The organism is Corynebacterium striatum, assembly GCF_016728105.1.
Taxonomy (GTDB): domain Bacteria; phylum Actinomycetota; class Actinomycetes; order Mycobacteriales; family Mycobacteriaceae; genus Corynebacterium; species Corynebacterium striatum.
This window is the reverse complement of sequence record NZ_CP068158.1, coordinates 1,323,177-1,347,523: the sequence shown is the minus strand read 5'-3', so window position 1 is coordinate 1,347,523 and position 24,347 is coordinate 1,323,177. Positions and strand designations below refer to the sequence as shown.

Below are 24,347 nucleotides of genomic sequence, written 5' to 3'. Positions count from 1 at the left end.
AAGATGACGCAATCCCAGCCAGCAAAGATCACGGATATTCCGCTCTCACAGCTGATGCCTTTGCACGCGATGCGCAGCGTTACTGCCGACGACGTACGTAACGCACTGTCGCCTGAGTTTGCTCAGTTCGCTGAGCAAATCGCAGCAGTCTTTAGCGGTGAGAGCGTGGAGCATCCAGAGCTTTTTGCGCGCAACCTCAACCCGGAGCCACAGGCCGAGGTTACCGGAAACTTTATCCAGTCCGAGACTTCGGAGATTAAAGATATGAGCCCCCACAACGAATCACCTCAGCCACAGAAGCCCAAAAAAGTGTTTGACTGGGCAGCAGAGTTGGCAAAACTGGAAGCGGCAAAGGATTCTCGCACCCAAGTTAACGAGGATGATTACACCAATCTCCCTGCATCTGCATTTAAAGTGCCCTATAAAGGCCGCCAGGCTGCGGGCTGGGTTGCCCCAGAGATGCACTACGAGATTGAGATTCCCGCTGCACAGCCCCAGTCGGACATACCGGAGGAAGAAGCGTACGGCTACGAACCGTCGGTGGAGGAGAGCTCCGATGCGCGCCACCCCGTGCGTATCTGGTGGGAGCCGCTGGAGTGCCAGCCAGGAGAAATGGTTCTCTATCGAGTGGTAGCTGATGACAAAGAGATGATCGAGTCGCCAGAGGCGGGCGAGACTCTCATGATCACTGAGGGCTTCGCATACCGTGACCATAACCCAGGCGAGTCGGGCCTGCGCCACTATTCGGTGTGGGCGTACAAGGGCAAAGACCTTGGGGAGATCATCAGTGCGCAACCGGTGTTCATGGGCGAGACCGCGGTGATCTACCCGCCGGTCAACGTCAAGGTCACCACCATCAAAGGCGCGATTCAGGTCTCTTGGGATTTGCTCGATGGCCATGAGGGCGCCGTCGTGTATGCGTGCAAAGACAACGAGCGTGACAAGCTTTCCCCACGCTTTGAGCAGGACATTGAGGCCAGTGGACGCAAGGCTACGATCCGCGTCCAGGAAGCCGGCCAGACCATGGTCGTGTCTTTGCTGGGGCAGGCGCAGTTCCGCAGCAACACGTTGACGAGCGTTAATGAAGCCGCGGTCCAGCACCGTGTGAAGCTGGCCAGTGAGCTCGAGAAGATGACCATTACTCGGTGCGAGCGTGTCACGGTCGAAGGTCATGACAATATCGACATCGATTGGCGCTCGCCAAAGACCGGCGAGGTCAAGATCTATCTCACGCCGCATGCGCCGCTGCCGGAGCTGCGTACCAAGGCCATCGATAAGTCCTACGTGGAGAACGCGTTTGCTGACGCCGTGACTGAGACGCGCGGCGTTGCTCAACCGGATTCGCCGCAAAACACCACGGTGGCGTGGCCCCCGGATTGGTACGAGGTGTACATCACCCCGGTGAACTTCAACGAAGCTGATGCTTGGGTGGGCGAGTCAAAGGTTCTGCAGCGCGTCCTGCCCATCGCGGAGAATGAGGTCCGCCTCATCGAGCGTGTGGACAGCCAGCTCATCTCCTTCAACTGGCCACTGGGCGCAACCATGGTGGAAGTTACCACCAACAGCGGCACGAGCACGGTGCGTGAGGAAGACTACGAGCTGCAGGGCGGCATCCGCTTGAACCTGGAGCGCCACAGTGACCGCGTGCGTCTGCGTCCTTACGCGATGTACGCAGGCGAGCGTACCGAGGCTGAGGAGCGCATTCTGGAATACGCGGGACTGCGGACAGTCACGTATGACATCCTGTATGACTTCCCGACTCGCCAAGTTGGTGTTTACCTCTCGAGCTTGGACAGCGGCGACAAGCGCCCATTTTCTTGCCAGGTTGTCTACAACCCAGAGCGCCTTCCGCTTTACGCTGAGGATGGTTACCCGCTGAAAATCTCCGGCACCAATACGGCGACGTACACAAGCCAGGGACTGGGACAAAGCACGTTCCAGAACCCCGACTTTGTTGTGGAGCTCGATGAGCGCACGCTGCGCGGTGGCTACCTGCGCTTGTTCGCGGTTGATGGTTTCAATTCGATGGACAGCGGATTCGACTCCTTTGGGATGGGAAGCAACGACGTGTTTAATTCCTTCAACCAGAGTGGATTCGACTCGTCGGAGTTCAATTCTGAATTCAAGGAGAATGACAAGGCCGTCGTGGTGGAGCGCAACGTGGCTAACCGCTTGTTCTTCCCGGCGAGTGCTTTTAACCAGCAACCGGTTGATTTCGACGACTATCAGAAGGGGCAGCAGTAATGGGCGGCGCATTTAGCTACGCGTCCTTTTCCCGCGGAAACGGCCGTGCCGGTGGTTGGGGAGTGGGCTCCAAGGTTGGCGGTATCTCGTCAGAAGAGCTCCAGGAGCTCATCACTTATGTCCCGACCACGCTGAACACTGGAACTCGCATCCCTGACTTTCCGTCCGCGCAGGAGCGTGCAGAGCTGGTGCACCGTACCGCTGTATTCACGCTGACTGAGGAAGGCGAGAAGTGGGTCACCATGGTCTCCGTTCCGGCGGGAATCGATGCCACGGGACGCGGTGGAAATGTGTTCACGTACACCTGCGTGACGGACGGCGGAATTCCGCCGGCGCCAGCCCAGGTACTGTTCTCCCCAGACGTGCCCACTCCTTTCTCCATCTTCGAGGTGGACAAGGTACAAATCCCGGAGAAGATCGTGCGCAAGGGCCCGCTGGCTATTGATGCACTTATCGACGACTTTCTGGCTGGCGAATTCCAAAAACCTGCCACTCTTCCGGCGCCATTTAAGTCCGTGACCCCCAATCCGGACACCGGCTACAACGCACGTTTGGTCAGTGCCATGGCGCAGGTGCTTTCTTCCAAGAAGAAGTCACTAGTGGTACTCGTTGCACCAGAAAATCAGGCGGCATTGTGGATTGCCGCAACCGCCCGCGAGGTCGGCGAGCAAGGCTTCGGGTACTCCACGTTTGAAAAGCCAGCGGGTATCGCTGAGCTGCCGCTGGGCGCTTCGACCATGGTCGTCGTCCCGGAAAGGGAAAAGCTACGCCTGATGGAGATGGTTAAAGCCGGTGCTATCCCAGGTAACCCGGTCGTCTTTGTTCTGGGCGCGTCCCTGCCCGATATCAGCGCCTATGATGACTCTGCCGTGCAGCCGCAACAAAGCACGGTGGCGGAGCAGTCGCGCCCTTTTGGCGAGCCACAAGCTCCGGCCGCTGAAGCTTCACCATTCCTGTCAGAGGCTCCGCGGTCACCGCAGCCGACCGGATTTGCAGAGCAGCAGCCACTCGGTTCCTATAACGCAACGAACCACAATCCTTTTGCTGACGTCTCTGCTGCTCCTACGCCGGTCAATCCGGCGCCAGAGACCCCTAAGACCCCAGAGTCCACAGTTCCAGTGAACCCGGCGCCGGTGCACCCACCGGTGGAACACCGGGCGTCGCCAAGCGCACCTCCGCGTGCCAATGCATGGGTGCCGCCGCTGACTCAGGAAGAAATCAAGCACCTATATAACTACGATCCGGCGTGGTGGCTGGAGTACCTGAATGCCAACCGTGGCCGTGCTATTCACCTCGCGATTCTGGATCGCTCCTGTTACCCAGAGGGTTACTACACCCTCGCCTTGGCTGCGGCAATTGCCTCCTGGGTCCAGCTGTTCGAATCGCCTTATAAGCTCCTCGTTCGCGAAATATTGCGAGGTCTCGACGACGACACAATCGCGCAAGCGCGTGCTCTCGTGGTTGAGCGGTTTACCGGGGTCATCAAATTAGACCGGTGCAGAATGGGTATCGGTTCCCAAAGCGATCTGGGTCGCTTCATCAAGGAAATTGCTGAAGAGATTGCTCGCAACGTCCAAAGCCAACGGAAGGTAGAAGACTATGGCTAAATACACTTTGAAGGATGGAGATTCCCGCTCCATTTCTATGAATGACAGCATTCGTGTCGAAGCCTTCGAGATTGGTGCAGGTGGCGCGAGGATTGAGCTGGAGATCATTGGTGAAGGTGCGGATTTTAGTCGCATCGACAAGATGTACTACATCATCCACAACATCACGGAACGCGCAACGATTCAGGTGAAGCCGTCTGAGGCAGCAACCTACGGCCAGCGCACCGAAATCCGCTTGAGCATTTCCAATGGCGAGGACACCGTTAGCTTTCCGCGTGTGCTTATCGATGGTGCTGAGGACAGCTCGGAACGCCTGGCTGAGCTCACCGCTGAAGGTGGACGCCTCCGCCTCGATGCCTTCGGCTCTTCTGAAGGCGTGGGTATTACCGACTCCGCGCGTGAGGTTCGTTCCAAGATGCGCCGTGCCGCGGTGAACGACGCCGAGCTGAAGAACGCCACGGCAATCATCGACAGTTCCTCGTCCATGCAGGTCAACGTCAACAATGAGGCGCTCGATCTGGTGGCTAAGTACATCAATGCCCTCGCTGATTCCTTCAGTGGCTTCATCGCAACCGATGGTCGTGAGCGCACTGACCAGCACGTGGTGAGCGAATTGCGCAACTTCATCCGTGGCGTCATCGAAGCCGGTGCTGACCGCGTGGGTCAACGCCGTTGGCGCAGCGAGGATCTCTCTGCGAATTCCTCACTGTTTATCTACGTCACTGATAGTCCAACGGCGCAGATACTGAAAGGCGATATTCCTTCGGTGGTTATCGTCGTCAGCCCGATCGCTAAGCAAGAGGTCGAACTTGCCAAGGTAACTGCAGGGGACCACGCGGTGGCCTTCGTTGTTATTGACGCCGAGGCCGTTGAAAAGCAGGGGAGCGAGTTCAACCAGGACCTGGCACGCCTGTCAGATCAGGTCGCCGAGATGCTCAAGGAGGAGTACTAATGGCTAGCTTGGCAGCATGTCCGTGGACGTTCCGTCCACTGGAAGAAGGCGCTACCGTCAGCCCGTATAACAACCGTGAGTTGTTGCCCAACTGGACCGAATCCGTGACCCATTGCGTGGCCATGGCAGGTGCTCGTAACTCCGGAAAGTCTCTGTATACCGCCGTTATGGTCAAGCAGCTCAAGCAGCTGGCGCATAAGCACAACCACTCCGTATTCGCAGCGGATCAGTCCACGGAGCAGCGCTTCCAGGAAAAGTACGAGCAGCCGCTCTTCCAGGAAATGAAGAGCATGGACCCAACTCCGAGCGCGGTGGCTACGGACGCGTATCAGCGTGACCCGCTTATCTTCGATCTTGGCCAGTGGCCAGATCCTGAAGGCACGATGCGCACGAATTACCTTGTGTTCCGCGATGTCGCAGGTGAGGACTTGGAGAACTTGCCGGAGCGTGAGGATGACCGTGAGGCGCTGTCCTTCTTCAAATACGCGGACCTCGTGATTTTCCTCTTCGACCCGCTCCGCGAGCGAGAGATCCGTGACTACCTGCACGGTTTGGTTCCTGACTTCGGCGAGCTGGGTGCGGAACCAACCCGCGTGCTGGAGAACCTCATCACCCTCATGGGCGAGGACTCCCCACCACCGCTGGCGGTGACGATTTCTAAGTTCGACACGATCCAGAAGCTCGAGCAGAACCCGAATACGCAGTGGGCCAAAATCATGGGCAACACTGGTGCCGCGTTCCGTCGTGACACCGGTTGGAACTTCTACTTCGATGATGCCACCATCTTGAGCTACGAAGTTGACTCGCTGCTGCGCTTCCTTAAGGCCAACGACCTCATCAATATGGTCAACAACATCAGCCAGAATGGACGCCAGTACTTTGCGGTCTCTGCATTGGGCGAGGCGCCAACTGGCCGGCAGCTGGCGCGTAGCGGCATCGCGCCGTTCCGCGTTCTTGATCCTCTACGTTGGATGCTCAGCAGCCGCGGTGTGTTTAAGGATGATGTGCAGTGACTTTCGGCAGCCCGCGGGGCAATCAACAGTTCGGTTATCCGCCACAAGGAGGGCAGAGTAACCAGGGGTTTGGGGCGCCGGCTGCGCCCTTCAGCGACTACCGCTTTGGGCAGGTAGCCGAGCAGGAGCAGGTAAAGCGCAAGGCCGCAGACATGAGCGCGTGGCGCGCGCCGTGGACGCTGCAGATTACCGCGCTCATCGTCCTCGGCATCTCCTCCTACATTGTGTACTACGTCTTCGAGCTCGTGGCTTCGGAGCGGGTGTCGGAATCCCTGAATCGCATCGAGCGACTGGCTACTGAGCTGGGTGTTGTGCTTTCCATCGTCGTGGTTGCGTTGTGCGCTCTGAGCGTTTACGTGTTGCATGCGCAGCATAAAGCGCGCATTTGGCTTTCTGCGGTCCTAGCGCTGGTGGTGCTCATGATTGTGTTACCGCACGTATGGCCTATTTCCTTGGCCGCAATCGTGGCCATTGTGCTGCTGTGGCTGCCAAGCAATAAGGAATGGTTTGGCTTCACGAGCTAGATGCTTGTAAGCGAACAGCACGTGCGCAGTTTGGCATGAGGAGATGACTCGCCGCTAGGCCTTCTTGGCCAGGGATGCCATGGCGTCGTCATTTCCGGCGGCGGAGAAGAGGTTGTAGGCAAAGTGGTAGCGCTGGCGTGCACTATCCGCGTCGTTGGCGAGGGCATAACGATCTCCCAAGAGCTCGGCGACCTCGCCGAGACCATTGAAGTCGGCGGGGGTTTGGGCTAGCTCCACTGGGTGCCGCTCGAGGAAGTCCATCAGGATCTGTGTGGATTTGTACAGGTTGTTTGCCTCAGTGCGCAGCGTCTCAGAAAACAGCACGGTCCACTTAGCGGCTACGGAAAGCCCCGTGTGCTTGAGAGCACTGACGTAGCGGGAGGCGAGGATATCGTGCGCTTCACTAAGGTCAGACTGCATGAGACCAAGAACTACTTGCTTGAGTAGCATCTCCAGCTCGCGTTCTTCGTTGCCGTCACGGGCGTGTTCTTGGGCGGCATCGGCGTAGAACTGGGCGCGGATTATTCCGGAGGGGTCCGTGATATTGCGGGCTGCATCTTCGTAGAAGCGCGCCAACATGGCGATGGGGAGTTCGAGGTATTCCCGCCGCTTGTGGTTGCGGCGCAGGATCTTGTAAGACTCCTCAGCGACGACTTCGCGGGCTTCATCCGAAGTGGAAGCCCACAACGCGCCAACTGCGGATTCGAGGAGAATAGTCAGTGCCTCTTTTAGCTCCGTGTTTGCGCTGGAATCGAGGCTTGTGGTGGGGGCTGTGACCTGCAAGGGGCCAGCAAAGGCAGAATTTAGGACCGCATGGTTGATAGCGACGAACTCGGACGCGTGTGACTGGGCATCGCCAGATTTGGCAGCGTCGAGTCGTGTGCGCAGGCCAGCCAAAATTTGTGCGAGGCTCTGCGCCCCAGCCTCATCAGAGTCTGTCGTTTCCCCCGGGGTAGCAACTGGGTGGATGTTAGTTTCAGGCGCTGCTGCCGCCTGAGCGGCGGCTGTTTCCTCGGCTTCTCTTTCAGCTTGCTCGGTGGCCTTGCGTTTCTCGAGTTCGTTGAGCTCGGTGAGAATGGAGCTGTTGCCTGCAAATGCGGCCTTTTCCCCGAAGGCGCGGGCGTTCTCAAACTCCTCGAGTTTCATGAACTCATCGGCCAAGAGGGCGTAGCCGCGGCTTGCTAGATCAGGCTTACCCGTTAGGATGCCGATGCCAGCGATGAGTAGGCCATTGGTTGAGTCAATCGGCTCGGAATCATCGAGTAGGGAGGCGACAAGCAAGCTATGCGCTTCTAGGAGATCGGCGGCAGGCTGTGCGTCTTCAACTGCGCCGGTGAAGCGACCATCCACAATAACTCGGTCGATACCTGCTGTTATCTCTTCAAACTCGGAAGCGGGGAAGCCATCTTCGGGAGAGAACAATTTTGCCGAATCCAACAGTGCTGCTGCGCGCTCGGCATCGAGGAGAGGGAATGTCACGTCGGTAGGCATGGGACAGATTTTAGTGCAGGAGGAGACAAATTTCGCTCGTACACTAGAGTCCATGAAAACCGACACCCCCGCGGGGCGCTACGCCCCGAGCCCCTCTGGGGATCTCCATTTTGGAAACCTGCGCACCGCCCTGTTGGCTTGGCTGTTTGCCCGTTCTACAGGCAGGCGCTTTGTGGTCCGAGTCGAGGACGTTGACACCCAACGCTCATCGGAGGAGTCGGCGCAGCGCCAGCTGGAAGATCTACAGGCTCTTGGCATCGATTGGGATGGCGAAGTCATCCGCCAACAGGATCGCTATGCCGCCTATGCCGAGGCTCTGCGCCAGCTTCCGCACTACGAGTGCTTCTGCTCCCGCAAGGACATTCAGGAAGCCTCGCGCGCCCCGCACGCCATCCCCGGGCAATACCCTGGAACCTGCCGCAATCTCACGCGCGCAGAGAAAGAAGCTAAGCGCGCTGAGCTCGCGGCCGCAGGGCGCGTGCCTTCCTTGCGGCTTGCCGCAGAGGTCTCCGAGTTCACCATCCATGACGCATTGCATGGGGATTACACCGGAGACGTGGATGACTTCATCCTGCGCCGCGGCGGGCTGGTGGCCGACGTTGCTAACCCAGATACGGACTGGGCTTATAACCTGGCGGTAGTGGTCGATGACATTTATCAAGGCGTCGATCAAGTCGTGCGCGGTGATGACTTGTTGAGCTCTGCACCGCGGCAGGCGTACTTGGCCTCCTTGCTGGGTCAACCGGCACCCGAGTTCGTCCACGTTCCGCTCGTTTTGAACGAGGAAGGCAAGCGCCTTTCAAAGAGGGATGGGGCGGTGACGTTGCGGCAGCTGCTCGAAGAGCAGAGCCCAAGCGACGTCGTGGCGCACATGGCCGAATCCCTAGGCTATGAGACACGCAGTGCGGCAGAGCTCCTGGACCAGTTCGATCCCAGCTCAGTGGGGACTGAGCCCTATATCTGGATCAACTCTTCGATTCATTAATAAAGCGCGGACTATTGTTAAAGAAGTAACTAAATTATACGGTCGTGTTCGGAGTGATTTGAGTGGAAGTGCTACTGGTCCTAATCGGTTTGATGTTGTTGACCGTGATCGTTGTAGCAGTAGGTGACAAACTCGGTCTGCCGTGGCCAGCGCTCCTTTCTATCCTTGCCGCGTTATCGATGTTCATCCCGCGGCTGCCTGACTTCACGATTCCCACTGACCTGATTCTTCCGGTGTTCCTGCCGCCGCTGCTGTGGGCGCTGGCAAGGAGGACCTCCTGGGGAGTTATCCGGGAACAGTGGATGACAATTCTTAGCCTGTCCGTCCTTCTCGTGGTGGCAACCACCATGGCAGTAGGCATGACCGCATATGCTTTCCTGCCGGGCATCTCTCTTGCTGGAGCGATCCTCATCGGCGCCGCCATTGCCCCGCCCGACCCAGTTGCAGTGGAGGCAGTCGCCGAGCCCGCAGGCATTCCGCGCCGTATCATTTCCACGCTGCAGACTGAAGGCCTCTTTAATGACGCGGCGTCGATTGTCGCTTTCCACCTCGCGCTCGTGGCAGTCACCGATGGCTCGAACATGTCCTGGGCAGACGCGGTCACGAGCTTCCTCTATTCCGCAGTCGTCGCAGCAATCCTGGGCTGGGGAAGCGGCCGCCTTGCCTCCATCTTCATTGCCAGAGTGCACGAGGTCGTGGCCCGCAATGCGCTGACCTGGGTGATTCCCTTCGCTGTCTATGTTGTTGCGGAAGAACTCCATGCTTCAGGCGTCATTGCTGTGGTGATTGCCGCAGTTGAGCTGCACTCGCGCGCGCCCATCCAGGCCGAGGATAGGCTCTCCGGCCAGTCCTTCTGGGAGACCATCGAGCTGCTCTTTACCGGCGTGGCCTTCGGCCTCATCGGCATGACGGTAAACACTGCGGTACACGAGGCAGGCGCCAACCTGGGCCACTCCGTCATCGTCGGCATCTTGCTCTCCTTGGTTGCCTTCGTTGTACGCCTGCTGTGGATGTGGGTCTTCTACCTGATTAACAAGAAGCGGGGCAAACCCCGCCTTGCCCCGCTGCGCCTGCAGGAGGTCCTCCTCATGACCTGGTCCGGCATGCGCGGGCTGGTCACGCTGGCCTTGGTCTTGTCCATTCCTAGCGATGCCATCGCCTACAGCGATGAGCTTTCCGTCATCGCGCTGACCGTGCTCGTGATGACCATGGTGATTCCAGGTCTGCTGCTGCCATGGCTCATGAAGCGGTTGGATCTCACCACGTACTCGCAGGCGGCGTCGGACAAGATGCGCACCGAAATCACCAGCCGTGCGCGCAGGGCCGGAATCCAGTCCTTGCGGAAGAAGTACCAGGAATTGGATCCTGAGATCGCAGCAAATATCTCGCAGTGGTTCGAGGAACGCCTTGGTGAAGACGAAGACGGCGATGACGCTAGTACGCGTATGCAGAAGGCCATTCAGGCCCGCGACGTCGCCATTGCGGCGCGCCGGGTAGCACTGGCTGGTGCGCAGCAGGAGCTGCTGCGCCTGCGTCGCGACCGCAACTTTAACCCCATGATCGTGGATGAGGTGCTCGAAGAAGTCGATCGTATGACCCTCGGAACCAAGACTCACTAGGCTGGGCAGCCGGAACCACATCGCCTCGTACAGGAGCAACACACATGAACGCATTTGAGTATGCCCAGCTAGAAGACAGCATGGACTACTTGTACGACTTTTTTGATCAAGACTTGGAATCCCGCGTACGCACTGAACGTGAGTACCTGCCGGAGTCCCTGCAGGAGCTGCTCGGGGACCATACGGTGTTGGACTACATTTGGCTGTGGATTAAAGAGCCCGGCCCCAACGGTTTCAAGCAGTATCTGCGCGACGGTGAATACTCTGAGGCCGAAGTCGAAGAGGCATTTTTGTGGACTCGTAACGAGTGGGGCTACAACACCCCACCTCATATTGAATGGTTAAAGGCCGATGGCTACGAGCCACCGGCCTTCTAACGAGCGCTTTTAAGAAGCTTCTTAGTTCGTGGGCTGAAAGTCCACGGCCACGATCTGATTGTCCGGCTTGGAGCCGTCAGTAGGGAATGCCAGCGCGATTGCCTTGGCAAAGTACTCGGCGCGCTTCTCGTTGCCTTCGGTGGAGTAGTGTACGTCGTCGCCCGGCAGGAACCACTCAGTGTGCACGTCAGAGGCCCAGTCATAAACCACCAGGTTGGGGTAGCGGTCGCGTGCGCGCAGCAGGGCCTCGTTGAAAGGCGCCATGTTGGCGTTGGCGTAAGCACCGGAATCCAGGTTGGTCTTGGCAGTCGGCCACATCACGGGGGCGTCGCCAAGCACCTGCATGATCTGGTCCACGCGCCAGTCTTCCTCGCCGGAACCGCCCACGGCACGGTTGGCGGCGTCGTTCACGCCAGCGCCGATGACCCAACAGGATTCCGCGCCGTAGCCCTGGCCCAGCAGCTGGTTGACGGAGTCGAGGATGGTTTGATTCCCCTCGAGGGCCTCAACGGTGGAGCGGGCGCCGGTGACGTCTGCGACGACTTCTTGAGCGCCGACGTTTTGGTAGGTTACCTGGGCATTGAGCGAAGGATCGGAGATGTAGTCGTCGGAGAACATGCCGATTGACGTCGAGTCACCTACGTGAATGGCGGTGGTGCAGCGCGTCTTGCCTGCTTGGGAAGGATCCGGGGCTGCGAAGCTAGGATCCGCGCTTGACGACGCCGCCTCTTCCGGCGCCGCCGCAGCGGGCGCCTTGTTAGCAGGGCCGTTACCGCCGACCTTCAGGCCCATCTGCTGCGAACCAGCTGGCTGCTCCTTACCTAGGGTGTCGTTCCATGCGGCCGGAATGCCCATAGCGACCACTGCCGCCAGCACCGTGGCTGGCACGGCTAGGGCAAGGCGGGGCGTGCCCAGAGCCTTGCGCTCAGCCCACCAGTTTTTGACGGGAGCAAACACACCGTTGCGGCGAATCGGGTCCTCCACCAGGGACCAGGAAATTGCCGCCAGCGCGATGGCTACGACGGTGACCAGGATGGGGTGCGCCACCGACCATTCCGGGATGAACACGATAGCGGGCAGGTGCCAGAGGTAGATGCCGTAGGAGCGCTCACCGATCCAGCGCAGCGGCGCGAGGCCAAAGAACTTGGAAAAGAGTGTGCGCTGATCCAAGGCCGCGGTGATCACGGCCACGGAGGCAACAGATAGCGCAAGCAGGCCCCAGTTGTAGAGGTGCGGGGAGTAGTCGGTCAGCCACCAGTAGAGGAAGCCGATACCCACCGCGCCCAGCAGCGCGCACGGAATGGTCAGGGCGCGCGGCGGGATGCGATAGCCTTTGTCCTTGGTTAGCGCGATGGCCAGTGCGGCGCCGAAGAGGATACCGCCGGCACGAGTATCGGTGCCTTCGTAGACGCGGGTGGCGTCAGTGCCGGTGTTGAATAGGAAAGCCATCCAGCCGAAAGAGACCGCGGCGAGGACGAGTGTGGCCGCAACCAGCGGTTTGCGCTTGCCGCGCGTGAGCTTGAGCAGCACGAACAGTACCAGCGGCCAGAAGAGGTAGAACTGTTCCTCCACGGACAGGGACCACATGTGGTCGAGCGGCGCGTGGCCGGTGAAGCGGTCGAAGTAGGACTGTCCTTCCAGGATGACATGCCAGTTGTTGACGTAAAACAGCGCGCTAAGTGCGTGCCCGCCGGTCTCGCTGAGTTTCGCGCGATCGAAGAAGATAGTCAGTAGCAGCACCACAGCCAGCATGAGCACAACCGCAGGGACCAGGCGGCGGAAGCGGCGCAACCAGAAGGTTGGCAGGCCCAGGCCCTTGCCGCGCAGGTGGCTGCGCATGAGGTTGGCGGTAATCAGGTAGCCAGAAAGCGTGAAGAACATGCCGACGCCCAAGTAACCGCCGGGCAGCCAAGCAGGATTCAAGTGATAAGCCAGAACACCGAGTACGGCGACAGTGCGCAGCCCGTCAATAGCGGGGACATATGACGTGTGTGAATCGACCGGTCTTGGCATCCGGAATTCTCCTCTGAGGGAACAAAGTTAAGGGTGGGGTGGATTGTGAGACCTCATTACTTTAAACCTCTGTCTGGACATTTTGGTGTTTTGGGCGGAATACTCCCCGCCGCATGGAGGGGCGCAGCGTGTTCGGTACGCCGAGCACTAGGGCATCGTGGGTATTGCGCCGGTATGTGCGGCATTTCACAAAAATTGATGAGAGTGACGAGTCGAGGGTGCAAGCTTACGGGATTTTCGTTGCGCCCCGCTGCAAGCTTGCACGCCGGAAGTGATAGTCTACACTCCGTTTATGGCTAGGAGCTTGGTAAATGGGAATGATGCTTGACGGGGAAGTCCGAGCGGCGGGAGCCGGTAGAAACTTAGGAAAATCGAACAAAATCACTCCCGCGTAAATAATTTTTGAAGTAAATTTCATCCGCGCCTTGAAATATAAAGCCGCTGGTTAACCCGATTGTCTAAAGCTGAGTAGTGTGTTCTTAGTGCGTTACGCTTGGCAGATTTTTACTCGAGACATTGCCCGTCTCGGTCGCACTAAAAAGGCATGGATCATCCTCATCGGCGTGGTCATCACACCTGCCCTCTACTCGTGGGTGAACATTGCAGCTTTTTGGGACCCGTACGGAGCAACCGAAAACATCAAGGTCGCCGTTGTCAATGAGGACAAGGGCGGATTTTCTGACGTCACGGGCCGTATCGACGTAGGAAAACAAGTAGTAGAACAGCTCCACGAGAACCACCAGCTGGGCTGGCAGTTCCTCGACGCAGAAGCTGCAGAGAGATCGCTCGAACGCGGCGATACCTACGCCACCATCACCATCCCCTCCGACTTCAGCTCGGAGCTGCTGGGCGCGCTTAACGGGCAATACACCCAGCCGGCCCTGGAGTATCGTGTAAACGAAAAAGCCAGCGCGATCGCCCCAAAGATCACCGATACCGCTGCATCGAGCCTGGATAAGCAAATCACCTCTGCGTTCAAGGAGCAGGTAGCCGAGGCTGCGGCCTCCAACGTGCGCGACGAGGGAAATAAATTCCAGAACAAGATTCAGCAGTCTCGCCAGCGCTCTGAGGGCGCCTTCGATAAGGCCGCTAACAATATTGAATCGGCACGCAGCGATCTGCAGCGAGTAGGCGATAAGCTCGGCACCGCCCAGTCCTCGATGTCGGGCGCCAAGCAGACGCTAAGCGACGTCGAGCAGGCAATGACGGATGCGCAGGCTGCGCTGGGGGACGTCCAGGGCATTATCTCCGATGCTCAAGGTAACGTCACCGGCTACACTGACTCGCTAACCTCAGCCTTTGTGGAGGGCGCGACTGGCCTGGCGGAAGGTACGTCCCGTGCTCAGGAATCGGTCGCCGACATCACCGCACGGCTGGACCAAGCTAATTCGCGCTTCAACTCTGCAACCCAGCAGACTAACGACGCCATCTCTGCTGGCGACAAGTCCATCAAGCAACTGCGCGGCATTGTAAACTCGCCCGCGATTTCCCCTTCGGTAGCGGGCCCACTGAACGACGCCATCTCCACCCTGGAAGATGGCAACGCCGCGAACAAGCAGCTGTTGGGCAACCTGCAGGCGCTCAGCAATGACAGCAATGAAACGGCCAAGTCCATCAAGTCCACCGCGGACGCGGTCAACCAGGCCGCGCAGGACACAAAGCAGACCTCGCAGGCGTTGTCGGATGCTGTGGACAAGTCCGTTCCCGAGCTTAACCGCGCAATGAGCAACTTGAGCTCCAAGGTGGGTGGATTCTCGGCCACGCTGGAGACCCAGAAAGCAACGATGAAGGAAGCGCAACGCTTGGTCGACGGCGTCGCCAAGCAGCTCGGCGCCACCCAGGAAGCGGTGAGGTCCTTTGACTCCGACCTGGCTTCCCTTGAGAAAGGCGTGGAGGGCGCGCGCGATGACGTGCGAGCCATCACCGCGACCTCACGAACCAAGGAACTGCAGACCATTACCGGCCTGAACTCCGAGGAAATCGGCAACTTCTTTGCCGATCCAGTCGAGGTCAAGAGTGAGCCCGTCTACCCGGTGGGCTCCTATGGTTCCGCGATGGCCGCGCTGTTTACCAACCTCTCCCTGTGGATTGGCGCCTTCGTGCTCATGGTCATCATCCGCGTGGAGGTGGACCTCGAGGGCTTCAAGCGCCTGACCGTGGGACAGGCCTACCTCGGCCGCTTCATGCTGATGGCCTTGCTGGTTCTGGTGCAGGCCGTCATCGTAACCGTGGGCGACCTCGCCATCGGCGTGCAGACCGTCAGCCCGGTGGGCTTCGTGGTCACCGGCATGCTGATCTCTTTGGCCTATCTCAGCATCATCTATGCGCTATCGACGGCGCTGGGCCACGTGGGCCGCGGTCTCGCCGTGGTGCTCGTCATTGTGCAGATCCCTGGTGCCTCCGGCTTGTACCCGATTGAGCTGATGCCAACCTTCTTCCGTGCGATTTATCCGCTTTTGCCGTTCTCCTACGGCATCGACGCAATGCGTGAGACCATCGGTGGCTTCTATGGGCTGCACTACTGGAAGTTCATGGCGGTGCTCGCGCTCATGTTCGTGACCTCCTTCATCCTGGGTCTTATCGGCCGTCGCAGCTTCGCGCACTTCAACCTGCTGTTTAACCGCGAGTTGGCCAAGACGGATCTCATCGCGGCGGAAAACGTGCAGATTGTCGGTGATGGCTACCGCTTCGCCGACGTCATCAAGGCGTTGCAGGGCAAGGAAGAGTTCGCGGCCGACTTGGAAAAACGCCAACACGACTATCTGCACTGGATTCGCATTGCCGCCGTGGTGGGCTTTGTGGGCATGGTGGTGCTGGGAATCATTGCCGCGTTGGTTCCTTCGCAGAAGCCGTTCCTGCTGGGCATTTGGACGCTGTGGTGCCTGGTGATTCTGGCCATCGCGGTCACGCTTGAGTACCTGCGGCAGAGCCTGGCTCAGTCCGCGGAGCTCGTGGACCTGGACGAGGAAGAGCTGCAGCATTCTGTCGCCGCACGTGGCGAGGGCGTGCATTCGGCAACGTCTGCCGCTTCCGTTTCTGTTGAGGAGGAGGAGTAATGAAAAAGATTGGTGAAATCTTCCTCGACGATCTCCGTCGCGCAACCAAGAACGTGATGGCTGCCGTCATCCTCTTTGGCCTCGTGGTCATTCCGTTGCTGTTTACTTGGTTCAATGTGCTGGCCAGCTGGGATCCCTTCTCCAACACCGGTCAGCTCAAGGTCGCTGTAGCCAGCGAGGATACCGGCTACAAGAGCGATATCTTCCCCGTTCCGTTGAACGTGGGCGATCAGGTGCTCTCGCAGCTGCGCGCCAACGACAAGCTGGACTGGATCATTACTGATCCGGAGAATGCACTAGACGGAACTAAGTCCGGCGAATACTACGCCGCCATCGTTTTGCCGGAGCACTTTAGCTCGGACATGATGACCTTCTACGCGGAAGGCGCCAAGCCGACTGAGATCTCGCTGTACACCAACGAGAAGAAGAACGCGCTGGCGCCGAAGATCACCAACCAGGGTGCGGAGGGTGTTTCCTCCCAAATTGCGGAGTCCTTTACGCACACGCTTGGCGACGTCTCCCTCGGCCTCATTTCCTCCCTCGACGACTACCTCAACCAAGGCGATACGCAAGCGGCCCTCAAACGTATCGAGACTCGCGCCGACGGCATTGAGGCGCAGCTGCACACCGGTGCGCGCACGGCGCGCTCTATGGCCAGCCTCGTGGACTCTTCGGTGCCACTGGTGGAAAGCGCGCAGCGCATTGCGAATGCCCCGCGTCCTTCGCTTGATGCGCCGAGCGGCGAGCTGAACCTTTCGACCGAATCACTCGACGCCGCACTCTCGCAGACCGCGGACAGCTACGACGTCGTCCGCCAGCGTATCGATGCCCTTTATGATTCCGCCTCCACCTCGCGAGCCTCGATGCAAGCAACGCTCAACACCTTGGCGGGGCAGGTTCAGGGCCAGATTGACGCCTACAAGGGGCTGCGCGACCGTATCAACACCGACGTTAAGCCGGTGCTGCCTGCGGAGGCCGCCCAGCTGACCAGCAACTTGGATGAGGCGATTGCCGCACAGGAAGCGGTGCATTCTCGCCTAGTCGCCGCAGCCAACGCGCCGGGCATCGAGAAACCGGACTTCTCTGCCATCGACCGTGCCAAGGAGGCAATTGAGAGAAGCCGCAACTCCCAACTGCGCACCTCGGTGGGGCAGTTGCAGTCCTCCTTACAGCGAGTTGGTCAAGACATTGGTACGCAGGGATCCGGCATCAGCCTCGATACCGAGACTCTGACTGGCGCGCGCGATGCCCTTACTACGTTGGCCTCGGAGCTCGACAGTGATGGCGAGCGCTTCGGTGAGCTCAAAGACGAGCTGGGCAATGCCCGCAAGACAGGCGACTTCTCCAAGCTGGCCAAACTGGTGGGCTCCAACCCGGACGCGTTAGCCGGTTTCATCGCCTCGCCGGTTGCGGTTGACCGTCAACCGGTCTACCCAGTCGCAGCATTCGGCGCTGGTATGGCGCCGCTGTACACCACTCTGGCGCTGTGGGTGGGGGCGCTGCTGACGGCGGTCACTTTGCGCACGGATGTCACTGATAAGTCATATTCTGTGGTGCAGCGCTTCTTTGGCCGCTTTGGAATCTTCGCGATGATCGGCTTCCTGCAGTCCACGCTGCTCTCCCTGGGCCTTATCTTCTTCGTGCAGCTAGAACCCGCACACCCGTTCTTGCTGTGGCTTGCAGCCTGGGTTTCTTCGACCGTGTTCATGATGATCATCTATACGTTCGTGGTTTCCTTCGCCAACGCGGGCAAGGCGCTCGGCGTGCTCTTGCTCGTCATCCAGGTCTCTAGTGCGGGTGGCGCCTACCCGCTGCAGCTCCTGCCGGAGTGGTTCCAAAACATTAGCCCGTGGTTGCCGGCGACGTACACGATTCGCGCCTTCCGCGCCGCTATTGCTGGCGTCTACCACGCGGATTACTGGCTCTCGCTGCTGGTCTTGCTCCTCTTTATTATCCCAATGCTCTTCCTTGGCATCGTGCTGCACAAACCGCTCAACGCCTACACCACTAACCTCAATGCAGAGTTGGCAAAGACCAAGCTGATGTAGCCCCGCATTAGAATCGCCGGCATGGCATCTACACCCCGCTCAGTTACCTATCGTTACGTCGACTCGCCTGTGGGCGAACTCCTCGTGGCGGCGACTGAGTGGGGTGTGGTCTATCTGGCCTTCGCATGCGAAGACTCTGCGAAAGTGCTGGCACGTCTTAATGGCAAGATCGGCCCGGTGTCCAAGGGCACCAGCCCAGGACTGACTCTTGCCGTAACGCAGCTCGCCGAGTACTTCGCAGGCGCGCGCCGCACCTTCAGTGTGCCCATCGATGAGTCGCTCACCTCGGGCTTCCGTCAGCGCGTGCAAAGACTCCTGTCGGACATTCCGTACGGCGCAACCTCCACTTATGCCCAGCTTGCCGATGCTGCCGCAAACCCCAAGGCCGTCCGCGCCGTGGGCAGCGCCTGCGCGCGTAACCCCGTGCCGATCATCGTGCCGTGCCACCGCGTATTGCGCAGCGATGGCAGCCTCGGTGGCTACCGTGGCGGCGTGGCCGCAAAGGAGTTGCTGCTGCGCTTGGAAAACGGTGCGCTGGAGTTCTGACCTTCGCCTTGTCAGCGCTGCAGCTCCTGGCTGCTGAAAACGAAACATGGTCCCAGCTCCGAAGAGCTGGGACCTGTGGCGGAGGATAGGGGATTTGAACCCCTGAGGGATGTGACTCCCGCACGCGTTCCAGGCGTGTGACATAGGCCGCTAGTCGAATCCTCCGTTGGAAAACATTATCAGCCTTGTCTGGAGTGGCAAAATCCGCAGGTCAATAGGGGAAAGATGGCCCTCAAATTGCGTGGGCCGCTCGCGAGCCACGCGGGCCGAGTGCAAACCATTCGGGCTGAGCGTGAATCCCGCGGCCTGAGTGCAATCCGTGCGAGCCCAGCGTCCAAATGGTGAGGTCGACCCTTTACGGATGGGGGTGCTGTTAACTGCTGGGGCTGTTGAGTGGCGAACTCACCATCTGTACCTCACCATTTGGCCCTTCCACGCCGCCGGACTCAAGAAAACGTAAATGGTCCCAACTCCGAAGAGCTGGGACCTGTGGCGGAGGATAGGGGATTTGAACCCCTGAGGGATGTGACTCCCGCACGCGTTCCAGGCGTGTGACATAGGCCGCTAGTCGAATCCTCCGTTGGAAGACTCTACACGAGCAGGCCCAAAGGAAAAATTCATAGACCGCACGCCGGGTGGGCCGGCCTGCGTCCGGCACTAGTGGAGTAGCCGTAACAGTGGCCATAGTGGTGGGAGGAGCGGGGCCGCAGCGACGGAAAGAATAACGGTTTGCCGCGAGCGTGGCTAGCACGCTAGGCTTATCGGCAGGATTCCGCGTGGCGTCCATCCTCTGAACTCCCCCAGGGCAGGAATGCAGCAAGGGTCAGGAGGCTCTGACGGGTGCGCGGGGTCCCTTTTAAGTTTTCTGGGTGATAGGCATTACAAAAGCTGCGCGCAAGCGTTAGTATTGGTTGCCATATATTCGCAACTACCCGCAACTAACCCGGAAGGTAGACAGGAATGTCGCTGCTCAATCTCGAAAAGTCCGAACTCGATGACCTCGCAACACAGGTCCGTAAGGACTACGAGGAGCTCAAGGCCAAGGGCCTGAAGCTCGATCTGACCCGTGGCAAGCCAGCCAAGACCCAGCTGAGCCTGTCCAACGACCTTCTTGAGTTGCCGGGCGCCGGCAACTACACCGACGCAGCGGGCAATGACCTGCGCAACTACGGAAACCTCGAGGGCATCAAAGAGCTTCGCGAGCTGTGGGGCAAGCTGACCAACACCAACCCAGACCTGCTGCTGGCCGGTGACTCTTCCTCCCTGAACATCATGTTCGACCTCATCTCATGGGCCTTCGCCTTCGGCACCAACGACTCCGAGCGCCCGTGGTCGCAGGAAGAAAACATCAAGTGGATCTGCCCGGTTCCGGGCTACGACCGCCACTTCGCAATCACCGAGCACTTTGGCTTTGAGCTCATCTCCGTGCCGATGCTAGAAGACGGCCCTGACGTCAACGCCATCAAGGAACTGGTCAAGGACCCACAGGTCAAGGGCCTGTGGACCGTCCCGATGTTTGGTAACCCAACCGGCGTCACCATCTCCGCAGAGGTAGCCAAGGAGCTGGCCTCCATGGAGACCGCCGCTGCTGACTTCCGCATCGTGTGGGATAACGCTTACGCCGTTCATACCCTCACCGACGAATTCCTAGAGATCCTGCCGATTCTCGACATTGCCGCAGAGGCCGGCAACCCGAACCGCTTCTGGGCCATGTCATCGACCTCCAAAATCACCTTCGCCGGCGCAGGCGTCGCCTTCTTCGCCTCCTCCCGCGAGAACCTCGACTGGTACCTCTCCCACGCCAAGATCCGCGGTATCGGCCCGAACAAGATCAACCAGCTGGCACACCACCAGTTCTTCGGCTCTGCAGAGGGCGTTCGCGCGGTCATGCGCCGCCACGCAGCGCTGCTGGCGTCGAAGTTCAACGCGGTCCTGCGCATCCTTGAGTCCCGCCTCGGCGAGTACGAGATTGCCAAGTGGACCGAGCCAAAGGGCGGCTACTTCATCTCCCTCGACGTCATTGACGGCACCGCTACCCGCGTCTGGGAGCTAGCCAAGGACGCCGGCATCGTCCTCACCAAGGCCGGTTCCGCGTTCCCGTACGGCGAGGACCCGAATGACCGCAATATCCGCCTCGCTCCGTCCCTGCCTCCGCAGGAAGAGGTTGAGGCTGCGATGGACGGCGTCGCTACCTGCGTCCTGCTCGCCGCTCTGGAGAAGCTGGGGGCTTAGGCCATCAATTCCGACGAGACTGCTTATTGGCTTGACCAGGCCATCCCCGCCCAGCTGGAGTTTAAGAACGTCGAGGGGCGCAGGCTCGGTTTAGCTGCGCTTGACGACGCCCAGTCCCTCGCCGTCACCACCACCTTCGGCGACGTCGACACCGGGCTTAAGCATGCGGAGCAGGGGGTCGACGTGCGCTGCGAGCTGTTGACCGTAGCGCGCGCCACCCAGCCGGAGGTGGCTGCGGCAGTCGTCGCGGCCGCGGACAAACTCACCAAGGCCAAGGGCCTTTTGCCCGCGCAGCCAGGCGTGATGCTGCCGGAGGTCCTCGCCGAAGATTCGCTGAGCGTGCACCATGGCCTGCTCATCGCTCCTTATCTGTGGGGCGGGCAGGTCCCGCAGCTGCCCGAAGAAGGTCGCTTGACGCTGGTGTGCCAACTGCTCATGCTTACCGACTCGGAGTATGCGTACGCGGTGGAAGAAGGCGTCGCCAAGCTGCAGGAAGCAGTCGCCGAGCAAGGCGTGGACATCCTGGATTGGAAGCGCGCCGGTTAGCTTGTTCCGCCCGCAGCGGGGGAGAGTGTCCGCGGCAGAATGTAGACTGACTAACCGTGGCTCTATACCGGAAATATCGTCCAGCAACTTTCGCGGAAGTGGTCGGCCAAGAGCAGGTCACCACGCCTTTATCCGCTGCCCTCGACGCAGGGCGAATCAACCATGCTTACCTCTTTTCCGGTCCGCGCGGTTGCGGTAAAACCTCTTCTGCGCGCATCATGGCCCGTTCGCTCAACTGCGAGCAGGGGCCGACGTCCACGCCGTGCGGAGTGTGCGATTCTTGTGTGTCCCTGGCCCCGGGCGGCCCGGGCAATCTCGATGTGACGGAGCTCGACGCGGCGTCACACAACGGTGTTGAGGACATGCGTGAGCTGCGCGACCGCGCCTACTACGCGCCGGCGGAGTCGCGGTATCGCATCTTCATCATCGACGAGGCCCACATGATTTCCGCCTCGGGTGCGAATGCTCTGCTCAAGGTGGTTGAAGAGCCACCAGAGCACGTCATCTTCATCTTCGCCACCACGGAGCCGGAGAAGATCATCGGCACCATCCGTTCGCGTACCCACCACTACCCGTTCCGCCTGCTGACCCCGCCCGCGATGAAGGGCTTGCTGGAGCGCACCGTGGCTGCTGAGGGCGTGCACGTGGATGACACTGTGTACCCCATGGTCATTCAGGCCGGCGGTGGTTCCCCGCGTGACACGCTGTCCATTTTGGACCAGCTGCTCGCGGGTGCGGGTCCTGACGGGCTTACTTACGACGTCGCCCGTCCCCTCCTGGGCGTGACCGATCTCGGTCTTCTAGACAACACGATTGAGGCGCTGGCTAACCAGGACAAGGCGGGTTTGTTCACGCTTGTCGACGATGTCATCGAAGCCGGCCACGAACCTCGCCGTTTTGCCGTTGATCTGCTCGATCGTCTGCGCGACTTGATGATCCTGCAGGCCGTTCCGGGTGCTTTGGAAGCCGGGTTGGTCTCCGCTCCAACCGATCGCGGCGAGATCCTCCTTGCCCAAGCACAGCGTTTCACCGGACCGCAGCTGGCCTACCTGGCTGAGACCGTAAACAGCCGTATCTCTTCGTTGCGAGGAGCGACTTCGCCGCGCCTCCTTCTGGAGATTCTCTGCGCTCACTTACTCGTGGGCTCGGCTCCGGCAGCAGTCGCGGCTGGCCAGCCGGTTGCGCTGCCCACGGGCATGCCTGTTGGCTCACCGCAAGGTGCCTCCGCTGGAACGCCTGCTGTCAGCCACGCAAATACCGCAGCTTCCAACCAACCTGCACCCGCTACTGCCCAAGCCCAAGACCCAGCAGCCGCAGCTGCCGCCATTATCGCTGCCCGTCGCAACCGCCAGGCTCAGCAGCAGGCGCAGCAACAACAGCAGCAGGCCCAGACGCCGCAGGCTCAGCCGCAGCAGTCCGAGCAACAGTCAGTCGAGCGCGCCAAACAGGCGCCTCAGCAGCGAACCGAGACTCAACCTGCACAGGAGTCTGCTCCGGAGCCAGCCAAGGAACCGGCACAGCAGTCTGTTCAGGAGCCAGCGCAGGAACATGCAGTTGATGTCGCGGAGCAAGTGCGTTCGCAGTGGTCGAACCTTCGCGCGGCCGTGGGGCGTCGCAACAAGGTTGCAGAGATCATGCTCGCTGAGGCGCGCGTGCTTGGCTTCCGTGATGACACATTGATTCTGGGACACACCACGGGTGCCCTTGCGGAGCGAATCAATTCGCCGTCCAACAACGATGCGATCGTGGCAGTTCTTAAGGAAGAGCTGCACCGTGACATCAAGGTCAACTGCATTATTGGTACCAACCCGAAGGCAGCAGGCTTTAGCGAAAGCACTCCGCGGCAGCAGCCAACGTGGAACCCAAACCAGCAACAGCGCGAGTCTGCTGAGCCAGAACAGGAGTCTGAGAGGCCTAGTCCGCAGGCTGAACCCGAGCAGCAATCGGAGCAGTCTGCCAGCGCATCTCAGCCAGTGCAGCCGGAACGGCCACAGCCTGCGGCTCCGGAGACTGGAGGAGCTGAGGTGGCAAGCGCTGCCGATAACGCTTCTCCGAACGCTTCTGCGTTTGCATCTGATGATCCGTGGGGAGCACCGCGACCTATCGGCACGCAGAACAACGAGCCTGCTCGCGAAGAGAGCCCCGGGCCAGTGACACCGGCTGCGGCATCGGAGGCTGCGGCGGCGGCCACAGCGGCGGCAAGCGCGCATCAACCTGCACCGCAAGCTACTCCGCCTGCGCAGCTGCAGGCCCCGCGTCAGCAAGCGGCGAAGCCGGCACAACAGTCATCCCAGCAGGGTGGTGACTGGCGTTCGCGAATCGCGCAGGCCTCCCAGGTGGCACAGAAGCGTGACGAGGAATTCAACAAAGTTCCGCATTTCGGCAACGGTGTACCGCTGCCGCCCGAACCAGCGCCGGAAGACGATTTTGAGGCACCACCAGAGGAGTACTATCCAGCTGACCCGCAGCCCAGTCAACCGGGGTTGGGGCAGCAGAACCAGGAGATGGGGGCGTCGGCAAGCACTGCGCAACCACCGCAACAGACCTACTCACGCGATGACGAAGAGCGCGAGATGATGGAGGAAGCTCAAAACGCCGGTGAGATGGATCATCGCAGTTCAACTGAGGTGGCGATGGAGCTGCTTGCCAAGGAACTCGGAGCACGGCGCTTGTAGGCGTGCATCTGTACACTTGGCGGGTAGCAAAAACTTAGAGAACTTACTTTTGAAAGGACTTTCCATGACTGACCCAATGTCCCAGGCAAATGACATGAACGATCTGCTCGCACAGGCTGCCCGCGTGCAGGCTGAGCTGCAGAAGGCACAGGAAGAAATCCTCGCCGCGCAGGTTGAGGGAACCGCTGGCAATGGCCTGGTTAAGGTCGTTATGACTGGTGGTGCTGAGCTCGTTGACCTCCAGATCGATAAGTCCGTTGTGGACCCTGAGGACGTTGACACCCTCCAGGACCTCGTTATCGGCGCTTTCAAGGAAGCACACGCTGCGGCTGGTCGTCTCGCACAGGAGAAGATTGGCCCGCTGTCCCAGGGCATGGGCCAGGGTCAGCAGGGCTTTGACGGCTTGTCTTTCTAGGATG

Annotated in this window: 17 protein-coding genes, 2 tRNA genes and 1 other RNA gene; 16 read left to right on the top strand and 4 right to left on the bottom strand. The window is 59.8% G+C overall.

Annotation, left to right across the window (positions count from 1 at the left end; all coding sequences use genetic code 11):
• Window positions 1-3: 3 nt before the first annotated feature.
• The 5 genes from I6I72_RS06335 to I6I72_RS06315 are packed head-to-tail and all read left to right on the top strand — an operon-like array spanning window position 4 to window position 6,340.
• The gene (locus I6I72_RS06335; RefSeq protein WP_049062223.1) at window positions 4-2,244 is read left to right on the top strand and encodes a hypothetical protein; all 2,241 of its coding nucleotides are present in this window, start codon (window positions 4-6) and stop codon (window positions 2,242-2,244) included.
• Entirely contained in the window at window positions 2,244-3,851 is a 1,608-nt protein-coding gene (locus I6I72_RS06330) for a GAP1-N2 domain-containing protein (RefSeq protein WP_053086271.1), read from the top strand. Before I6I72_RS06335 ends, I6I72_RS06330 begins: the two co-directional genes overlap by 1 nt.
• Entirely contained in the window at window positions 3,844-4,803 is a 960-nt protein-coding gene (locus I6I72_RS06325; RefSeq protein WP_049145448.1) for a hypothetical protein, read from the top strand. The genes I6I72_RS06330 and I6I72_RS06325 overlap by 8 nt, the downstream gene beginning before the upstream one ends.
• Entirely contained in the window at window positions 4,803-5,816 is a 1,014-nt protein-coding gene (locus I6I72_RS06320) for a TRAFAC clade GTPase domain-containing protein (protein ID WP_005530376.1), read from the top strand. Before I6I72_RS06325 ends, I6I72_RS06320 begins: the two co-directional genes overlap by 1 nt.
• On the top strand, window positions 5,813-6,340 hold the full coding sequence (locus I6I72_RS06315; RefSeq protein ID WP_049062221.1) for a hypothetical protein: 528 nt from the start codon (window positions 5,813-5,815) through the stop codon (window positions 6,338-6,340). Before I6I72_RS06320 ends, I6I72_RS06315 begins: the two co-directional genes overlap by 4 nt.
• A 54-nt stretch (window positions 6,341-6,394) precedes the next feature.
• Here I6I72_RS06315 and I6I72_RS06310 read toward each other — a convergent pair whose 3' ends face one another.
• Entirely contained in the window at window positions 6,395-7,831 is a 1,437-nt protein-coding gene (locus tag I6I72_RS06310) for a hypothetical protein (RefSeq protein ID WP_049062220.1), read from the bottom strand.
• Between the two features lie 52 nt (window positions 7,832-7,883).
• Here I6I72_RS06310 and gluQRS point away from each other — a divergent pair, with 52 nt between their 5' ends.
• The 3 genes from gluQRS to I6I72_RS06295 all read left to right on the top strand — a co-directional run bounded on the left by gluQRS (window position 7,884) and on the right by I6I72_RS06295 (window position 10,812).
• Window positions 7,884-8,816 carry a tRNA glutamyl-Q(34) synthetase GluQRS gene (gene gluQRS, locus I6I72_RS06305; protein WP_034657261.1) on the top strand — a complete coding sequence of 311 codons (933 nt, stop codon included), beginning with the start codon at window positions 7,884-7,886 and terminating at the stop codon, window positions 8,814-8,816.
• A 62-nt stretch (window positions 8,817-8,878) separates the two neighbouring features.
• On the top strand, window positions 8,879-10,435 hold the full coding sequence (locus I6I72_RS06300) for a cation:proton antiporter (RefSeq protein ID WP_049062219.1): 1,557 nt from the start codon (window positions 8,879-8,881) through the stop codon (window positions 10,433-10,435).
• Window positions 10,436-10,479: 44 nt separating this feature from the next.
• Window positions 10,480-10,812 carry a hypothetical protein gene (locus tag I6I72_RS06295; RefSeq protein ID WP_005530369.1) on the top strand — a complete coding sequence of 111 codons (333 nt, stop codon included), beginning with the start codon at window positions 10,480-10,482 and terminating at the stop codon, window positions 10,810-10,812.
• A 21-nt stretch (window positions 10,813-10,833) separates the two neighbouring features.
• On the opposite strand, the gene I6I72_RS06290 is transcribed toward I6I72_RS06295, so the two are convergent.
• On the bottom strand, window positions 10,834-12,825 hold the full coding sequence (locus I6I72_RS06290) for an acyltransferase family protein (protein ID WP_201807711.1): 1,992 nt from the start codon (window positions 12,823-12,825) through the stop codon (window positions 10,834-10,836).
• Between the two features lie 473 nt (window positions 12,826-13,298).
• On the opposite strand from I6I72_RS06290, the gene I6I72_RS06285 reads away from it, so the two are divergent.
• Genes I6I72_RS06285 through I6I72_RS06275 form a run of 3 tightly spaced genes read left to right on the top strand, consistent with a single transcriptional unit; the run spans window position 13,299 to window position 18,475 of the window.
• Window positions 13,299-15,881, top strand: a complete 2,583-nt coding sequence (locus tag I6I72_RS06285) for a YhgE/Pip domain-containing protein (protein ID WP_080972025.1) — start codon at window positions 13,299-13,301, stop codon at window positions 15,879-15,881.
• Window positions 15,881-17,929 (top strand): YhgE/Pip domain-containing protein, encoded by a 2,049-nt coding sequence (locus I6I72_RS06280; RefSeq protein WP_201807703.1) that lies wholly within the window; start codon window positions 15,881-15,883, stop codon window positions 17,927-17,929. Before I6I72_RS06285 ends, I6I72_RS06280 begins: the two co-directional genes overlap by 1 nt.
• 21 nt (window positions 17,930-17,950) lie before the next feature.
• Entirely contained in the window at window positions 17,951-18,475 is a 525-nt protein-coding gene (locus I6I72_RS06275; RefSeq protein WP_049145441.1) for a methylated-DNA--[protein]-cysteine S-methyltransferase, read from the top strand.
• Between the two features lie 76 nt (window positions 18,476-18,551).
• Here I6I72_RS06275 and I6I72_RS06270 read toward each other — a convergent pair.
• Together I6I72_RS06270 and I6I72_RS06265 are read right to left on the bottom strand one after the other, a co-directional pair.
• Window positions 18,552-18,640: transfer RNA gene (locus tag I6I72_RS06270), tRNA-Ser, on the bottom strand.
• A 325-nt stretch (window positions 18,641-18,965) separates the two neighbouring features.
• Window positions 18,966-19,054, bottom strand: a tRNA-Ser gene (locus tag I6I72_RS06265).
• 184 nt (window positions 19,055-19,238) lie between these two features.
• Between I6I72_RS06265 and ffs the strand changes: the two genes are divergently transcribed.
• The 5 genes from ffs (at window position 19,239) to I6I72_RS06240 (ending at window position 24,343) form a co-directional block, all read left to right on the top strand.
• An RNA gene (gene ffs / locus I6I72_RS06260) (signal recognition particle sRNA small type) lies at window positions 19,239-19,335 on the top strand.
• 100 nt (window positions 19,336-19,435) lie between these two features.
• Window positions 19,436-20,707 (top strand): aminotransferase class I/II-fold pyridoxal phosphate-dependent enzyme, encoded by a 1,272-nt coding sequence (locus I6I72_RS06255; protein WP_049064517.1) that lies wholly within the window; start codon window positions 19,436-19,438, stop codon window positions 20,705-20,707.
• 183 nt (window positions 20,708-20,890) lie between these two features.
• On the top strand, window positions 20,891-21,253 hold the full coding sequence (locus I6I72_RS06250) for a suppressor of fused domain protein (protein WP_220182252.1): 363 nt from the start codon (window positions 20,891-20,893) through the stop codon (window positions 21,251-21,253).
• A 56-nt stretch (window positions 21,254-21,309) separates the two neighbouring features.
• Window positions 21,310-23,928 (top strand): DNA polymerase III subunit gamma and tau, encoded by a 2,619-nt coding sequence (locus tag I6I72_RS06245; protein WP_049145435.1) that lies wholly within the window; start codon window positions 21,310-21,312, stop codon window positions 23,926-23,928.
• A gap of 64 nt (window positions 23,929-23,992) precedes the next feature.
• Window positions 23,993-24,343 (top strand): YbaB/EbfC family nucleoid-associated protein, encoded by a 351-nt coding sequence (locus I6I72_RS06240; protein WP_049064510.1) that lies wholly within the window; start codon window positions 23,993-23,995, stop codon window positions 24,341-24,343.
• Window positions 24,344-24,347 lie beyond the last annotated feature (4 nt).